This is a genomic window from Psychrobacter sp. Marseille-P5312, from assembly GCF_900291405.1.
GTDB lineage: Bacteria > Pseudomonadota > Gammaproteobacteria > Pseudomonadales > Moraxellaceae > Psychrobacter > Psychrobacter celer.
This window is the reverse complement of sequence record NZ_OLML01000001.1, coordinates 216,282-231,863: the sequence shown is the minus strand read 5'-3', so window position 1 is coordinate 231,863 and position 15,582 is coordinate 216,282. Positions and strand designations below refer to the sequence as shown.

12 protein-coding genes and 1 other RNA gene are annotated in these 15,582 nt (G+C 47.2%); 8 read left to right on the top strand and 5 right to left on the bottom strand.

The window, feature by feature from the left end:
* Window positions 1–282: 282 nt before the first annotated feature.
* The 3 genes from C6W44_RS01010 (at window position 283) to C6W44_RS01000 (ending at window position 3,324) form a co-directional block, all read left to right on the top strand.
* The gene (locus C6W44_RS01010; RefSeq protein ID WP_093068729.1) at window positions 283–921 is read left to right on the top strand and encodes a peroxiredoxin; all 639 of its coding nucleotides are present in this window, start codon (window positions 283–285) and stop codon (window positions 919–921) included.
* 295 nt (window positions 922–1,216) lie between these two features.
* On the top strand, window positions 1,217–1,879 hold the full coding sequence (locus C6W44_RS01005) for a glutathione S-transferase family protein (protein WP_105243867.1): 663 nt from the start codon (window positions 1,217–1,219) through the stop codon (window positions 1,877–1,879).
* A 512-nt stretch (window positions 1,880–2,391) separates the two neighbouring features.
* Window positions 2,392–3,324 carry an META domain-containing protein gene (locus C6W44_RS01000; RefSeq protein ID WP_105243866.1) on the top strand — a complete coding sequence of 311 codons (933 nt, stop codon included), beginning with the start codon at window positions 2,392–2,394 and terminating at the stop codon, window positions 3,322–3,324.
* Window positions 3,325–3,461: 137 nt separating this feature from the next.
* On the opposite strand, the gene ruvC is transcribed toward C6W44_RS01000, so the two are convergent.
* Complete coding sequence (gene ruvC / locus C6W44_RS00995; RefSeq protein WP_105243865.1) at window positions 3,462–4,046, bottom strand: crossover junction endodeoxyribonuclease RuvC; 585 nt, start codon at window positions 4,044–4,046, stop codon at window positions 3,462–3,464.
* 153 nt (window positions 4,047–4,199) lie between these two features.
* On the opposite strand from ruvC, the gene C6W44_RS00990 reads away from it, so the two are divergent.
* Entirely contained in the window at window positions 4,200–4,820 is a 621-nt protein-coding gene (locus tag C6W44_RS00990; RefSeq protein ID WP_105243864.1) for an FxsA family protein, read from the top strand.
* A 125-nt stretch (window positions 4,821–4,945) separates the two neighbouring features.
* On the opposite strand, the gene ssrS is transcribed toward C6W44_RS00990, so the two are convergent.
* Window positions 4,946–5,141: non-coding RNA, 6S RNA (gene ssrS / locus C6W44_RS00985), on the bottom strand.
* 166 nt (window positions 5,142–5,307) lie between these two features.
* On the opposite strand from ssrS, the gene gpmI reads away from it, so the two are divergent.
* A complete protein-coding gene (gene gpmI / locus C6W44_RS00980) occupies window positions 5,308–6,963 on the top strand; it encodes a 2,3-bisphosphoglycerate-independent phosphoglycerate mutase (RefSeq protein ID WP_105243863.1) in 1,656 nt (551 codons plus the stop codon).
* Between the two features lie 374 nt (window positions 6,964–7,337).
* Window positions 7,338–8,792: a S41 family peptidase gene (locus tag C6W44_RS00975; RefSeq protein ID WP_105243862.1), complete on the top strand. Its 1,455-nt coding sequence runs from the start codon at window positions 7,338–7,340 to the stop codon at window positions 8,790–8,792.
* Window positions 8,793–8,844: 52 nt separating this feature from the next.
* On the opposite strand, the gene C6W44_RS00970 is transcribed toward C6W44_RS00975, so the two are convergent.
* The 3 genes from C6W44_RS00970 to C6W44_RS00960 all read right to left on the bottom strand — a co-directional run bounded on the left by C6W44_RS00970 (window position 8,845) and on the right by C6W44_RS00960 (window position 13,191).
* Complete coding sequence (locus C6W44_RS00970; RefSeq protein ID WP_105243861.1) at window positions 8,845–10,560, bottom strand: sigma-54-dependent transcriptional regulator; 1,716 nt, start codon at window positions 10,558–10,560, stop codon at window positions 8,845–8,847.
* Window positions 10,561–10,690: 130 nt separating this feature from the next.
* On the bottom strand, window positions 10,691–12,463 hold the full coding sequence (locus C6W44_RS00965) for a sensor histidine kinase (protein WP_105243860.1): 1,773 nt from the start codon (window positions 12,461–12,463) through the stop codon (window positions 10,691–10,693).
* 92 nt (window positions 12,464–12,555) lie between these two features.
* Entirely contained in the window at window positions 12,556–13,191 is a 636-nt protein-coding gene (locus tag C6W44_RS00960) for a response regulator (RefSeq protein WP_075100658.1), read from the bottom strand.
* A gap of 424 nt (window positions 13,192–13,615) precedes the next feature.
* Between C6W44_RS00960 and C6W44_RS00955 the strand changes: the two genes are divergently transcribed.
* Together C6W44_RS00955 and C6W44_RS00950 are read left to right on the top strand one after the other, a co-directional pair.
* Window positions 13,616–14,704 carry a serine hydrolase gene (locus C6W44_RS00955; protein WP_105243859.1) on the top strand — a complete coding sequence of 363 codons (1,089 nt, stop codon included), beginning with the start codon at window positions 13,616–13,618 and terminating at the stop codon, window positions 14,702–14,704.
* A 134-nt stretch (window positions 14,705–14,838) separates the two neighbouring features.
* Complete coding sequence (locus C6W44_RS00950) at window positions 14,839–15,519, top strand: thiamine phosphate synthase (RefSeq protein ID WP_105243858.1); 681 nt, start codon at window positions 14,839–14,841, stop codon at window positions 15,517–15,519.
* Window positions 15,520–15,582 lie beyond the last annotated feature (63 nt).

Here is a 15,582-nt window from a genome sequence, read left to right as displayed (position 1 = left end):
GGTTTTTTATGAACTTTGCTTGTGGGATACAGGCATGATAGTTTAATGCGCTATGCTACCTATATAGTGGTTTACTTAGTGATAAATGGAATAATCGCATTACAATCCTTCACAAGACATTCATAACCAGTTTGGTACTATAAAGTGAGTTTTTATTGATGCACTAGACGGGATAAGCAAATGATCAAACCGTCTCGCACATTGCAATAATCGGTTTATAATAATAGGGCGCATAAGACAGTAAGATCGGCGCTCATCATTCATATAAATAAGGAATTTAGTATGGCACATTTACGTTTAGGCGACACCGCACCAAACTTTGATGCAACCACCACAGAGGGTGATATTAATTTTTATGATTGGGCGGGTGACAGCTGGGTGGTATTGTTTTCACATCCTGCCGACTATACGCCAGTTTGTACCACTGAGCTTGGCCGCACCGCTGCATTGGGCGGTGAGTTCCAAAAACGCAATGTCAAGCCGATTGCTTTGTCAGTGGACGGCTTAGAAGATCACAAAGGCTGGGTCAGCGACATCGAAGAGACACAAGGCGCTGCGGTGAAATTCCCTATCATTGCAGACTCTGATCGCACGGTTGCGGATTTGTATGACATGATTCACCCAAATGCTGATAACACCGCGACAGTTCGCAGCGTGTTTATCATTGATCCAAACAAAAAAGTACGTCTGACCCTGACCTATCCAGCCAGCTGTGGTCGTAACTTTGATGAGATCGTTCGGGTCATCGATGCGCTACAGTTGTCTGATGAATATAATGTTGCCACACCAGTCGACTGGAAAGATGGCGACGATGTGATCATCCCGCCAAGTGTCAAAAACGAAGACATCCCTGCCAACTATCCAAAAGGCCATACAGAAATTAAGCCCTATCTACGTACCACACCTGCCCCTAATAAATAAGTGGCAGTGAATGGCAAGTCGCATGATACAAAGTCTCACGACGTAAAGTTGTGAGGCTTTTTTTATATCTCAATCATCGTATTTATCTAGCTTTAGGCCTCTGCCGTGGCAAAAGACAAGAAAGCTTTGCTATGGTGCGCTGAGTAAGCTATAACTATGATAGAGCGTCAGGATGTGAGCCAGATTTGAGTGGGTCGTAGCCACCCAATACGAATGCTCAGCAAGGCTCGTTACTCATTACAATAATGGCTGGCAGCGCTAAATCGTTATCTATCTATTTTACAAGGAGTTTATTATGAAAAAACTATACGTCACTCGTACTGCCCCAAACCCGCGTAAAGCTTTGATACTTTTGGCATCAAAAGGGATTGATGTCGATGACATGGATGACGTCGATGTGATAGATATCGACTTTGCAGCCAACGAGCAGATCTCGGCGGAATTTACCAAGATCAATCCGATGCAGACGGTACCGGTCTTGACCTTAGACGATGGGACGGTGCTCAACGACTCACAAGCGGTCTGTGAGTATCTAGACCGCGTCTATGGCGAGCGCTCAGTGATGGGAAATGATGTGGTACAGCGCGCGCAAGTTTGCGCCATGCGCCGGATCGCTGAGTTTGAGGTGTTGTACAACCTAATGCTGGCGTTTCAGCACAGTCATCCTTCCAAGGCTCAGCGCGTCGAGCAGGTTCCTGAGTTTGTCCAGCCATCTATCGCCCGTGCTACCAAAGCCATGGGCTATTTTGAGAACGCTTTAGTAGGTCGCGACTATCTCGTGGGTGAGCAGTTAAGCTTTGCCGATATTGTGCTGTATTTGGGGTTAGATTTTGGCAAAATACTTAAAGTCGACCCAAGCAAGCAAGGTGAAAACCTAGCACGTTTTTATCAAAAAATGAATGAGCAGTTTAGTATCAAAAATATGGCAAAAGCCAAGCCCGTAGATGGCAGTAAGTGATGAGAGATGGACACGAGAGATTGATAAGTAGTCGGCTGCTTATTTCTTAAGTGTATCCTTAACTAGGGCGTGTCCTCAATTCAATCGATAGTAATCTAAATGGGTTAAAAATGGCTAAATCTGGTCAAATGAGGACACGCCCTAGCTGCTCAATTAACCTTTCAACTGCTGACAGCTTATATTCAATTAAAACAGCCTATCCCATGATTGGCTGTTTTTTTATGCAGTGTTAATAAGGCGTTATAATCAAGCCAAGATAGAAGTTGCAAGATAGTAACTCACGACTACTAGCACTAAAACATGGATTTGGGAACTGTTTTTAAAAGATGTAATAAAAATAAACATTTTATTACATAGTGCCGTAGACACAGCGCTATAGTGAGCAATCTGTCCTGAGCTTTTAGACGTTGCATAAAAAGCTTTGTAATAGAGCTTAAATGATATTTGACAGTTTTTTGCCACATCTGTTTTATACAAAAAAAAGAAACCAAGCTTACTAAGAGGTACGTTGTATGGTAAGTAAAACCGCAAAACCCGCTTCGAAATGGCTACTATTACCAAGCATGCTTGTAGCAAGTCTAGCGCTGGGCGCTTGTCAAAAATCCACTGCGCCTGCTGATGGTGACACGGTGGATCGTCATGAAGCGGCGGTAACCAGTGAAACAGATGGCACTACGCCAATAGACGAGATGAATGTAGAGAATACGGATACAGACGATGGCCATGATGATAAGCTGACGGTAGAGCAAAAAATGATCGAAAACCTATCGCGCTATCGTTGGACGCTATCGGATATTCAGAATGCTGGCAGTGGGCCATCGGTGTCTATGCTGGCTGATATCAAAGACCAAGTGTCATTACTGTTTAATCAAAATCAAGGGCAAGACACTTTGAGCTATAGCGTTGGCTGCAATGCTATGAGCGCGGTTTATCAGCTGCAGGGTAATACGTTGACCACCGAAGAGAGCATGAGTACACAAATGCTCTGCCAAGATCTCAATGAGGCTGAAAATCGTCTGAACACATTGATGCAGGGTACGAGTGAGTTGAGCGTGACGACAGATGAGCGGCCCTTACTCACGCAAGTGACCAGCGATGAGGTGACGTTGACTTGGAAAGGGCGGCTGACCTCACAGGCGAAATATAATAGCAAAGGAAAAACCGTCTTTTGGGCCGTCAACGCCAAGAAAGCCCCTTGCACCGCTGAGGGGACACAGCAGTGTCTGCAAGTCAAACCCATCACTTATGATGATCAAGGTATCAAGACCAGTGAAGGTAAATGGGCTGCGTTCACGGGAGAAATCGAAGGCTATCAGCATGACGGCAAGCATGATGAAGTGCTGCGTCTCCAGCGCTATCTATTGGATACCGAAGACGCAGTATCAACAGGTGAAGAGTACGCTTATGTACTCGATGCTGTGATAGAAAGTAGTGTGGTAGAGTGAGGCTTTTACAGTAAGTTGGTTGGTCGTTTTGGTTATTTAAAACGAGGGTGAGATAGCCAAAATGGTTTAAGAAAACACGCGTTCAAATGACGCGTGTTTTTTATGTTTGATGACTTGCAGACAAATAGCTTGATGACCTAACGTAAATTGCCCAAGTCTTCTTCTGTTAGCCGCCAGCGGCCTTTTTTCTTAGAGCTGCCGCGCCCGCGCATAGCGCTGTTTAATATCAGTTTGTTCATCGAATGGCTGGAGTGGGCATGACAAATCGCACAAGCAAGGCCGTCGGCGGCATCTTGCTGTGGCACAACGTCTAACGATAGTATACGGCATACCATCTCCTGCACTTGCTCTTTGGCCGCTGCGCCATAGCCGCAAACCGCCTGCTTGATCTGACGAGCGGTGTACTCCGACACCTCTAAGTCTAGTGCTACCATCGCTGCGATGGCAGCACCGCGAGCTTGACCGAGCTTTAGCGCTGAGTCTGGGTTTTCGGCCATAAATACTTGTTCGATTGCCGTATGAATTGGCTCGTCAGTATATTTTAGATGGTGCTGAGTAATACGCGTCAACCCATTAAAAATACGCTTTAAGCGCTCAGGCATCTCCTTAGTCTCTGTGCGAATGGTGCCTGCATCGATATAGGTCAGTTTGTCGCCGGTTTGTTGCACGATGCCATAACCGGTCATACGCGAGCCTGGGTCAATCCCAATAATAATTGCCATAGTATTCCGTCTTACTTACATTTTGTTTTATATCTTAAAAATCCGCTATAAGTTTGATAGTATAGCAATCAATCCCCATATACATCATATGTTAGCCATCTTAATTTGTATGGCGCTTTATTTATTGGTTTTTATTTTATAGGACGACACTTTATGGGTCAGATCGTTGGTATCGCCATTGTTTGGTTTATTATTGAGATGCTGCTGTGGTATTTGCTTGCCCAGTTTATGAGTGGCTGGTGGGTATTTATGTGGTTTATCATCGCCGCTGTCATCGGTGTGTCACTGATGCGCAAAGGTATGGCCGCGCTCAACCCGATGGCGCAGCAGATGAAAGCAGGTGGCATGATGAATCCAGCGATGCGCCCGCAAGAGTCTACCATGCTAAAGAGTGTGGCGATGGCGGCAGCCGGTATTTTATTACTGATACCAGGGGTGCTCAGTGATTTACTAGCGTTATTGGTTGTGTTACCGCCTGTACAAAAAAAGCTGAAAGATGCGGCCAACAACTATGTCATGAATAACCAGCAAAAAATGATGGAAATGATGGCAAAACAAATGGGTGGACAGATGGGCGGTCAAAACCCATTTGGTGGCATGGGCGGTCAAAATCCGTTTGGCGGTGCAGGTGGTATGGGTGGTCAAAACCCCTTTGGTCAGCAGTCGCAAAACCCGTTTGGCGATGCCTTTAAACAGCATACTACCGTAGATGGTACGGCCAAAAGCGTGCCCAAAGATGTGAAAAAAATCACCAAGTCTGCCAATGATGAATGATAGTAAGTCGTAAAGCAAATAGCAAAAAGCCCCTTTCGTGATGAGCGAAAGGGGCTTTTTGCTGGTCTTGATGGCTTATTTATCCTTTATATTTTACAAGCGATAAAATAAAGAGAAGACCGAATAGAACAACCGAAGTGCCGCCGTAAGATGGTGACCCATGAACCGTGAAGTTCAGGGCGGATGCGTCACTACCTCTGCAGGTTTCCTGATACACCGCAAGCGGTGCAGGCATACACAATGAGGCAATAGGTACCACATCCTAGTAAAGCATTATCGGCTCAGGGAATAAACATCTACTAGCCAACACTTCAGAATAGTTTCATCTTAACCAATGAAAAGTGTGATTGCAAGTAGCAATTACAGATTGCTACGTAGTGAAAATTTGTCAGTTTTTCAGCAATTTTCAGATATGTGCTAATATAGAGGGCTTTCAACACCCTAAGACAGCATTATAGGCGTTCATTCACTTGAGGAGCGGTAATATATGACCACGAACCAGCAACCATCAGAGTCTATCGATGACAATCAGGCACCACTTAATGACAAAAACGGCGGACAAAATAAAAAAACACCGCATGTTTTGATGATATTGGACGGCTTTGGTCATCGTGAAGAAGATAAGGATAATGCCATTGCTGCGGCCAATATGCCAAACTTGGATAAAATCTATCAGCAATATCCACATGGCCTGATATCTGCCTCTGGAGAAGATGTGGGTTTACCAGATGGTCAGTTTGGCAACTCAGAAGTGGGACATATGAACCTCGGCGCTGGCCGCGTCCTGTATCAGGACTCAACGCGTATCTCAAACGAGTTGGCCAACCGTGAGTTTTATAAAAATCAAGCGCTGGTTGATGCAGTAAAAGCGGCAAACGACTTGGGCGGTAATGTGCATATCATGGGCTTGCTTTCTGATGGTGGGGTGCACTCGCATCAAGACCATATCGAAGCGATGTGTCACTCAGCGCTGGTACATGGTGCCAAAAACGTCTTTGTGCATTGTTTTTTAGATGGCCGCGATACGCCACCTAAGTCTGCTGACAAATATATCGATCGCTTGCGTGATCATATTGGTAAGCTCAATGCCCACTACGAAGGTGGCCGCGTACAGATTGCCAGTATCATCGGGCGTTATTATGCCATGGACCGTGACAATCGCTGGGAGCGCGTCCAAAAAGCCTATGAGCTGATCACTGAAGGCAAAGCTGATCGTTTGGCCACGCGTGCCGATGGTGCTGTACAAGCCGCTTATAAAGCGCGCGAGACGGATGAGTTTGTCAGTCCGACGACCGTGATTGGTCGTGATGAAGTGCCTTATACAGTTGAAGACAATGACGCGCTGATCTTTATGAACTTCCGCGCTGATCGTGCTCGCGAGCTTACCCAAGCGTTTGTACTGCCAGATCATGAGTTTTCAGGATTTGCCCGTCAAAAGCAGCCAAAGCTGGCTGCCTTTGTCATGCTGACCAAATACTCTGATGTGCTGGCTGACAACCCGCACACCAGCATCGCTTATCATCCCGCCTCATTGACCAACACTCTTGGCGAGTATTTGCAAAACATTGGCAAAACGCAGCTACGTATCGCCGAAACGGAAAAGTACGCTCATGTGACGTTTTTCTTTAGTGGTGGCCGCGAAGAGGAGTATGAAGGCGAGACCCGTATCCTAGTACCATCACCTGATGTGGCCACTTATGATCTGAAGCCTGAAATGAGCGCCCCTGAAGTGACGGATAAGCTGGTCGAGGCGATTGAGTCTGGCAAGTATGATGTGCTAGTGGTCAACTATGCCAATGGTGATATGGTTGGACACACGGGTATCTTTGATGCCGCGGTGCAAGCGGTAGAGGCGCTCGATGTCTGTATTGGCCGTCTTGAGACTGCTGTGCGCGCGGTTGGCGGCGATATGCTCATCACCGCTGATCATGGCAACTGTGAGCAAATGCAGGACTATGAAAGTGGGCAAGTGCATACTCAGCATACCACCGAGTTGGTACCGCTGATTTATATCGGCGAGCAAAAACTCACGGTGCGCAGTGGGGGTAAGCTCAGCGATATCGCTCCAACTATTTTGACCCTGATGAGTGTGGATACACCAGCTGAAATGACAGGTAAGAGCCTACTGGTTCCAGCGTCGTAAGTCTGCTTTATGATCATACGCCACCCTCATGAGTAGCGGCGTATTGCTCATTGCGGTGAATGGCGATACTGTGGATATGCTGTGAGTTGTGCTGTAGCGGTAATATGGCTATGGTACGATAAGGACAGACAGACGTTGTGCCGCTGTATTATAAGGAGAGATAATCATTGTCTCTCCTTTTTTTTGCGATATTTTTAGGTGTTTTTTTATTGTCACGACCGCAGCCGTACCAATGACAGTTAACGATTTAAATACCGAAGGTTTGCAATACACTGCTATTCTTAGCTCTGCTCTTGATGCTATCTTATAACATCGCTATCACAGATATTTTTATAATAAAAAACATCATATTTTATGATTAACACGAGTATTTTATGCGTTCTATTTATGCCATACGCTCTTTTCTCATCGAAAAAATCAATCGCGATATCAGACGTGTATCCAGCACGCCTGCTGTATATAAGCCCGTCTTTATGGCAGCGCTGCTAGGGCTGGTCGGTGTCCATTTCTCTCAAGCGGCAGCGGCGCCCAGTCATCATTCGGTGCAGAAGCTGCAACTGATTGGCTTAAATACGGATGAAATAGACCCAGCAGAAGACAATCTATCAGATATCGCCGACATGCTAGAGGCAGCCGACGACATCGATGATTCGATAGATAGCGTTGCCGATGAAAGCGTGCTCAATGACGAGGCCGAGGTAATCGATACCGCGATACCGCCGGAGGTCGCGCATGTGTCATTAAATGCCATTTCTCCTGAGACGCTCAAGACCTTTGTCGCTGTGGTTGACTTGGTGCGCCGTGAGTATGTCGATGCGGTCAACGACGAGACGCTGTTTAATAATGCCATGAGCGGTATGTTGACCAAGCTCGATAGTCATGCTGAGTTTTTGGATGCTGAGGCTTATGAAAACCTGCGTGCCTTTACCGAAGGCGACGTAGGCGATGTCGGTATCAAGGTCAGCTATCAGCCGCAAGAAGGCCACTGGGTCATCACAGAGGTTATCGATGGCTCATCTGCTGACAAAAAAGGCATTGCGGTTGGCGATTATTTGCATCAGGTGGGTGAGTTTAAGCTTGATGAAAGTCGCCAAACCAATGACGTTGAGCAACTGCTAACGGGTATCGCTGGTACGCAAGTCGATGTGGTGACTTCTAAAGCGGGTCGCCGTAAGCACACTACCACCTTGCAGCGAAATAACAGCCATCCGCAAACCATTGAGATAGAGTTGGTCGATGGTATTGCGGTGGTTAGGCTACCAGCCTTTCAAAACGATAGTCGTGACAGGCTGCTTGAGGGTTTGATCAATCTAGACTCGCCGGTTTCAGGCATTTTGTTGGATCTACGTGACAATCCAGGCGGCGTGCTTACCTCGGCGGTGAATGTCGCCAGTCTGTTCATGAATGATACTGATGTGGTGCAGGTACAAGCGCGCCAAAACGAGCCGCGCGTGCTGTCAACGACAGGTGAGGCCATCCTTAAGCCTCTACCTATGGTGGTGCTACAAAATCGCTACTCGGCTTCGGCGGCCGAGGTGCTTGCCAGTAGCCTGCAGGCGCAGCAGCGCGCCACTATCCTTGGGGAGGTCAGCTATGGTAAAGGATCGGTACAGTCGGTGATTCCGCTAAACGATGAGCAAGCGGTCAAACTGACGGTCGCCAACTATATGACCGCCACGGGTCAAAAGATAGATGAGATCGGGGTGACACCTGATGTGATGCTCTCTGGAAATGAGAGCACATGGCGACAGCAGGCTCTTGAGCTGGTCAAAGAGCGCGCCTTAACGTCAGGCGTTCGTTTTGTCCGAAAGCCCAACCGCGCACAGTGAGCCCAATCTAAGTCATATAATGGTCGCCCATGCCATAGATCGTCTCTGGTCCTTATTCAAGCTGGTCTTCATCGATTTCTAGTTTTTTCATGCGGTAACGTAAAGAGCGAAAAGTCGTACCCAGCAGTTCAGCGGCTTGGGTTTTATTCCAGCCTGTTTGCTTTAGTGCGGTGATGATCAGCTGTTTTTCTTGCGCTTGTAAATAATGCTCTAAGCCTTGGGCGGGTAAGCCTGTATTGTCGATGTTTTTTGTCTCGTTTGGCGCTTGTACGGCCTGATTGGCCGTTTTTATGTTTTCGGCGCTGTCGCCCTGCGCTGTTTTTGGATGATTGGCCGCCGCACCTTTGATGACAGAAGGGTAGTGCTGAGTATGGGTGCGATAAGGATGCAAGTTGCTGGCCGAAGTCGGGGTTTGGATAGGTTGCCCCTTCTCATCGTGTGCTGCTGAGCTGTCTATGGGCGCCATTTGTCCCGATGGGCTGTTTGGTAAAAGCGTGTCTGCTGAAGCAGGATGAGTGCGGGCGGCAGATGTTTCAGCTGTTGGTGCTGCGCCTTGCGTAGCTGCGTTTACCGCATGCGGCTCTGTATCCGCCGGCGTCAACGCTGGCAGGCCCAGATGGTTTATATCGATATTTGGTGTTTCTGCTAGGGTTACTGCACGCTCAAGCAGGTTACGCAGCTCGCGCACGTTACCTGCAAAGTCGTGATGTTGCAAACGCTCACAGGCGGCTGCCGTCAGTGAAGGCGGCGTCTCCAATTGCCACTCTTCAGCGATCAAGGCTAAAAAGTGTGTCGCTAGTACAGGTATGTCATCACGGCGCGCGTTGAGCGTCGGTAGTTTTAATTCAATGACGTTGATGCGGTAGTAGAGATCTTGGCGAAACGTGCCAGCCTGCACCAGCTGGGCCAAATCTTTATGAGTTGCAGACAATATGCGAATATCGACAGGTATCTCTTTGGTATCACCGATGGCTCTTACCGTTTTTTCTTGAATGGCGCGCAGAAGTTTGACTTGCATCGCTAGCGGCAAGTCAGCCACTTCATCTAAAAATAAAGTCCCGCCATTGGCTTGCTGAAACAGGCCCTGTTTGTCAGCGACCGCGCCCGTGAAGCTGCCTTTTTTATGGCCAAAAAATTCTAACTCCATCAGCTCGGAGGGTATGGCGCCGCAATTCACAGGTACAAAGCTACCATCACGGCGTGGACTGAGATCATGAATCAGTCTGGCGACCACTTCCTTACCTGTACCCGACGCCCCTGATAAAAACACCGGTGCTTGCGAGCGTGCCAGTTTTAAAATGGTGTTTTTCAGTGGTAGCATCACCGCTGAGTCGCCGATCAGCCTACTATCGAGGAGTTTTTGCTCAGGGGTACACTCAGGAGCGGCCTCGGGGTCGTCACCTTGGTGAGTGACTTTGAGGGCGTTTTCGACCAGTTGGCGCAGGCGCGGCAGCTCAAGTGGTTTATTGACAAAGTCAAAAGCGCCAAGCTTGAGGGCTTCGATGGCCAAATCCATACTACCGTGCGCGGTAATAACGGCAATGGGCGTGTTGGTGCTGCCACTGATTTCTTTAACCAGCTCCAGACCTGAGCCGTCAGGGAGCTTGAGATCCGTTAAGCAAAAGTCATACTCGCGCTCTTGCCAGTAGCCTCTTGCTTGTGACAATGTATAAGCAACATCACTTTTGATGCCCATCTTGGTTAAAGTGATTTGCATTAATCGGCACAGATCTACTTCATCATCAACGACTAGCGCGGTTTTTGTCATACATCATCTCATCGTATTCGGTAGCGAAAAACTATCAAAGCATCTATCACAATTGCAGTTAAGTGCTTACAAATGCTTAGCTTATCAGTGCGGTATTGGTACACAAATAGTAAGGTCGTACCAATGCGTTTTATACATGGGTGCAGGTATTGATGGCAGGTGCGATGAGGCGAAAGCAGGTTTTTGTGTGTTCAGGCACATATAGCAGGCGAGCTTGATTGGCTTCGCAAAAGGCTTGTGATAAATACAACCCAAGTCCTGTCCCTGCTTGATCTGTGGTAAAAAACGGATTGAACAAGTGCGGTAAATCATGCTCGCGGACCCCAGTACCACCATCTAAAATATCGATTATAACATCGTTATCTGCACAATAAATCTCGATTTCCACAAAGGCATGAGGGTGGGCGTAGCTACTATGACGCAAACCATTGTTGATTAAGTTGATCAATACTTGCTCTAGTTGGTGGGTGTCAAAGGAGATGGTCGGCTGGGTCTTAACACGCAAAAACACGTCATGCCCCTGAAAATGGTTTTCTAAAAACGTAGGCATCCATTCGGCAAGCACAATGGGCTGCTGGTTTGCTTGCTGCTGACGCGACAGCTTTAAGATGTCTTCTATAATACGATTGACGCGTTTGGTCTGCGAAAATATCATTTTATACAGCTCATGATTGGCTGCGATGTGCTCATCACTATAATCAGGGGCAGGGCTTGTCATGTCGTTACTTGCTGGTGGGTGACAGCTTTCTACGACGTCCTCCATGAGCAACTGGCTGGCTTGTGAGATGGTGGCCAGTGGGTTTCTAATCTCATGAGCAATACTGGCCGTCAGCTGTCCTAAAGACGCCAGTTTTAGCTGCTGAGCGTTGGCTTGCTCACGGCGCAAATCTTCGAGCATGACCAGTTTACTGCCGTCTTTTAGAGGGATAATCTGTACACGTAGCTTGCCAAACACCGATACATTGGCCACGGCAGGTAAGTCATAAGTAAAGGTACGCGACTGTCCTGCTGCGACAGTCAAGCAGGCCTGAAGCAGCTGCGAATGCTGCTCGTCAAGTTGCTCTTCAAAATCTGCTAATTGGGTAGCAGATGCGCTATCGAGCCTGCGCCTATCATTTGGCGTACGACTTTCGCTGGTAGTAGGTAAGGTGAGTGATGGACGATGAGGGATACTGAGCAGCTGATACGCGGCAAGATTTGCCAGCACGATATGCGCCTGATCGATGACAATAACGCCATTGACCATTTGAGTGATGACTTCTTGGTTGATGACATTTAGACGCTCGACTTCCTTGGCATGACGGGCGGCCACTTTTTCTAACTGCACTAGGCGCTGCGAGATAGACCAGCTCAAGCCACCCACCGCCAAAAAACTGGCAGACATCAGCAGCGCATCGCCTAAGTTGGTCAAGCTCATACTATTGGCAATGGCATAAAAAAACTGCTGATAAATAACAAAAATAATCGCTAGTAAGGTGATGATCAATGCTTGAGAGCTGTGAAGTAGCATAAAGCTTGCCGCTACCACTACCATATATAGCATGGTCAGCTGCAAGTCAGGCGCACCTGCGGTATAAAGCAGCAAGCTTAAGATGATGACATCCAAAGCCAAACCAAAGGCCAGCTGCTGGCGCATGTGTTTGTTGACCACATAAAACAAACCGAGCAATATCATGCTAAGCAGTACATAAAAGCTCAGGGTGGTTTGTTGCAAAAAACTGGGCAAAGACGCGCCGCTATCAGCACGTGCGGTGATATAGACCATGAGCATAGAAAACAAGCTCACAGCAAAGCGATAACTGCTATAAATAAGTCCTAGTTTACGCAGCTGCGGCAATGGCAGGGTGTCATTGGGGGGCGCTGAGCGGGTGATGGTCGAGAAAAAACGAATAGCAGGTTTCATAAATTCACCGTCATGGGACAATCAGTACTTACTGACTTACAGTGCTGTCTGGCTTATCTGGTTGACTTACTAAGCAGACAAGTAGGCGAAGATTATGGCTGAATCAGACCATGACGGATCGCTAAATGTGTCAGTTTGACATCGCTATCGACCCCGACTTTTTCATAGATACGGTAGCGATACGTATTGATGGTTTTGACACTGACAAACAGCTGATCCGCGATTTGCTGCGGGCTTTGGCAGTTGACGACCATCATCGCTACTTGTTTTTCGCGATCACTGAGCAAATCAAAGGGCGAGCTGGCATTGTCTGATAGCAAGACGTCTGCTAACTGCTCTGCGACATCTTGGCTAAAATAGCGGCCCCCTTGATAGACTTTTTTTACCGCCCGTATCATCTCGTCTAAGGGTGTGCCTTTGGTAATATAACCGTTGACCCCAGCTTTGATCAGCATAGAAGGATAAGGCTGCGCCGACATGCTGCTGACCGCCAAAATCTTGATACCCATGTCTAATTGGACCAAACGCTTGGTGGCTTCAAGCCCGCCAATATTGGGCATATTGACATCGAGTAATACCACATCAGGGTGCAGCTGTTTGGCCATTTTGATCGCCATGTCGCCGCTATCGGCCTCACCGACCACCTCAATATCCGCACTGTCTGACAACATACGGCTGATACCCATACGTACCAAATCATGATCATCGACTACCAATACTTTAATCATCACTATACTCTTTACTATTTGTTACTATTTGTCAGAAGAAGGGATGTTGCCTAGCATAAATCACAGACAAAAAACTGTCTAAGGTATTTTTTTTAGTTTTTGACGATGTAAAATACTGCTAATATATTATGTGGATGTTGTTGTTTAATATATCAAATTTTGAATAATTGCCATGCTTTGGGTTAAGATATATTGCTGAAATGTGAACCAATGTTTCTATAATATAAAGTGGTTGTAGCAAAATTTGAATTGGGACAAAATAAACCATTAAATCAGCTTGATACATTAAACTTAAAAGCAAACCATGATACACTAAAAATACAAAAACTCTATACGAGTACTTACAAACCTATTCATAAACACTATGAACGTTTTTGGCGTCAGATCGTATGTATCTGGCGTGATAGCGACAGCAGGAGGCACAATGAAGCAACTACCATTAACCAAACAGCAACTGATCGCTGCCATGATTTCACTGAGTTTGGGTGGTGTGGCACAAGCTGCACTTACGATTAATGGTAGCGCTGATACAGAATCTAGCGCGCGTATCAGCTGGGGCGGTGCCGATAGCTTGTCTGAAGCTCGTAAGATTATGTACAAATCGACAGGCTCTGCTATCAAAAAAGTTGATACCGGTTATGGCACCACCAATATCACCAATACCAACAGCTTTGGCAGCAGCAATAATAGTTATACCAGTAGCAATCGCTACAACACCACCTATCGCGGCGCCTTTGGCAGTAGTGATATGATTCCGATCAGTACAGACTCGCGTAGTGTGGCTGTGATTGATGCCGAAACAGGCGAGTCTATCTACGAAAAAGACGCGGATATTGCCCGTCCAATGGCCAGTATCACCAAGGTCATGACCGCGATGGTGGTACTAGATGCCGGTCTGGATATGCGTGAAGAGATTATCTTAGACGCAGAAGACTTTGTCGGCCCCAAACGTGCAAGCTCTCGTCTAAAAGTAGGAGATCGCCTCAACCGTGCCGAAATGCTACTCATGGCCTTGATGAAGTCAGAAAATCCAGCTGCAAAAAGTCTGGCGCGTAATTATCCAGGTGGATATAGTGCCTTTATGCGAGCGATGAACCGCAAAGCGCAAGACTTGGGTATGACGACTGCCTTTTTTGGTGATCCAACGGGTCTTGACAAGCGTAATGTGGCCTCATCAAATGATTTGGTCAAGATGGTACGCGCTGCGGGTAACTACGATGTGATTCGCCGCTTCTCCACCACCAAAAGCTATGATTTCTTTGTATCAAATTACTCTCGGGGCAACCGCACATATAAAGCCAACAATACCAGCAGCTTAGTACGTGAGGGTGGCTATCCTATTGGTATTTCAAAGACCGGCTTTATCAATGAAGCAGGGCGCTGTGTGGTCATGGAAACGAGGGTCAATAACCGCCCAGCCATTATTGTTATTTTGGGCGCAAACAGCTCAGCCACGCGCTGGGGCGATGCCAAAAATATCTTAAACAGCTTGGCCACGCGTCGTACTGTATAAATGCGGATGACACTGATGTCAGTATACAAACACACATACGCACGTATATAGATCAAAAATAGACAGGTAAAATAATTCAAAGGGCTGTTATATCATATAACGGCCTTTTTTATATCAAAAAGGATACTCGTGGTATGAATCACTTGCAATCGGCTGTCGTACCTCAGCTTTATTTGCTGACGAACGACGATGAGTTTGAGCGACTCTATCAAAAGCTAGAGGCCGCGCTGGCAACAGGGCTGGTCGGTCTGCTGCAAGTACGCCGTAAAAAAACAGCGGCATTGCCAGATGGTGGGGCAACACTGTTGGCAGAAGCCAAGCAAATTGTCGAGCTGGCACGAAGATATCAGGTACCAGTCGTGATCAATGATGATAGTGCGCTGGCGGCCAAGCTCGGTGTCGGGGTACACCTAGGTCAGCAAGATGGCAAGATGGTCGATGCCAAGCGCCAAATAAGTCCGGATCAGATTATCGGTCGTACGTGTCATGGACAAGTGGCGCTGGTCAAAGAAGCCAAGCAGCAAGGCGCAGACTATGCGGCCATGGGTGCTGTTTTTGCTTCTACGACCAAGCCCAAAGCCGATACCATCTCGTACCAGCAGCTAAAAGAAGGCTGCCAGCAAGGCATCGATATCTGCGTGATAGGTGGGTTAAGTGCTGAGAATGTCGGCGCGCTGGCAGGTTTGCCCATCAAATATGTGGCTGTCGTTGGAGATATTATGGATCTGCCTGTTGCGCAGATAGCACCTCGTTGTCAGCAGTGGCAGCAAGCGTTTGCAAAGTGGCATGCCGCTGCCGGTGACATAAAGGCCTGATGATCAAGTATCGTCAATCCAATATAAAATCGCCCTAAAGCAGGTTAACTATATAAGCCACAA

What these genes read in the sequence shown, in the direction of transcription:
- C6W44_RS01010 (WP_093068729.1), top strand. Translation starts at nt 283, where the DNA reads ATGGCACATTTACGTTTAGGCGACACCGCACCAAACTTTGATGCAACC.
- C6W44_RS01005 (WP_105243867.1), top strand. Translation starts at nt 1,217, where the DNA reads ATGAAAAAACTATACGTCACTCGTACTGCCCCAAACCCGCGTAAAGCT.
- C6W44_RS01000 (WP_105243866.1), top strand. Translation starts at nt 2,392, where the DNA reads ATGGTAAGTAAAACCGCAAAACCCGCTTCGAAATGGCTACTATTACCA.
- ruvC (WP_105243865.1), bottom strand. Translation starts at nt 4,046, where the DNA reads ATGGCAATTATTATTGGGATTGACCCAGGCTCGCGTATGACCGGTTAT.
- C6W44_RS00990 (WP_105243864.1), top strand. Translation starts at nt 4,200, where the DNA reads ATGGGTCAGATCGTTGGTATCGCCATTGTTTGGTTTATTATTGAGATG.
- gpmI (WP_105243863.1), top strand. Translation starts at nt 5,308, where the DNA reads ATGACCACGAACCAGCAACCATCAGAGTCTATCGATGACAATCAGGCA.
- C6W44_RS00975 (WP_105243862.1), top strand. Translation starts at nt 7,338, where the DNA reads ATGCGTTCTATTTATGCCATACGCTCTTTTCTCATCGAAAAAATCAAT.
- C6W44_RS00970 (WP_105243861.1), bottom strand. Translation starts at nt 10,560, where the DNA reads ATGACAAAAACCGCGCTAGTCGTTGATGATGAAGTAGATCTGTGCCGA.
- C6W44_RS00965 (WP_105243860.1), bottom strand. Translation starts at nt 12,463, where the DNA reads ATGAAACCTGCTATTCGTTTTTTCTCGACCATCACCCGCTCAGCGCCC.
- C6W44_RS00960 (WP_075100658.1), bottom strand. Translation starts at nt 13,191, where the DNA reads ATGATTAAAGTATTGGTAGTCGATGATCATGATTTGGTACGTATGGGT.
- C6W44_RS00955 (WP_105243859.1), top strand. Translation starts at nt 13,616, where the DNA reads ATGAAGCAACTACCATTAACCAAACAGCAACTGATCGCTGCCATGATT.
- C6W44_RS00950 (WP_105243858.1), top strand. Translation starts at nt 14,839, where the DNA reads ATGAATCACTTGCAATCGGCTGTCGTACCTCAGCTTTATTTGCTGACG.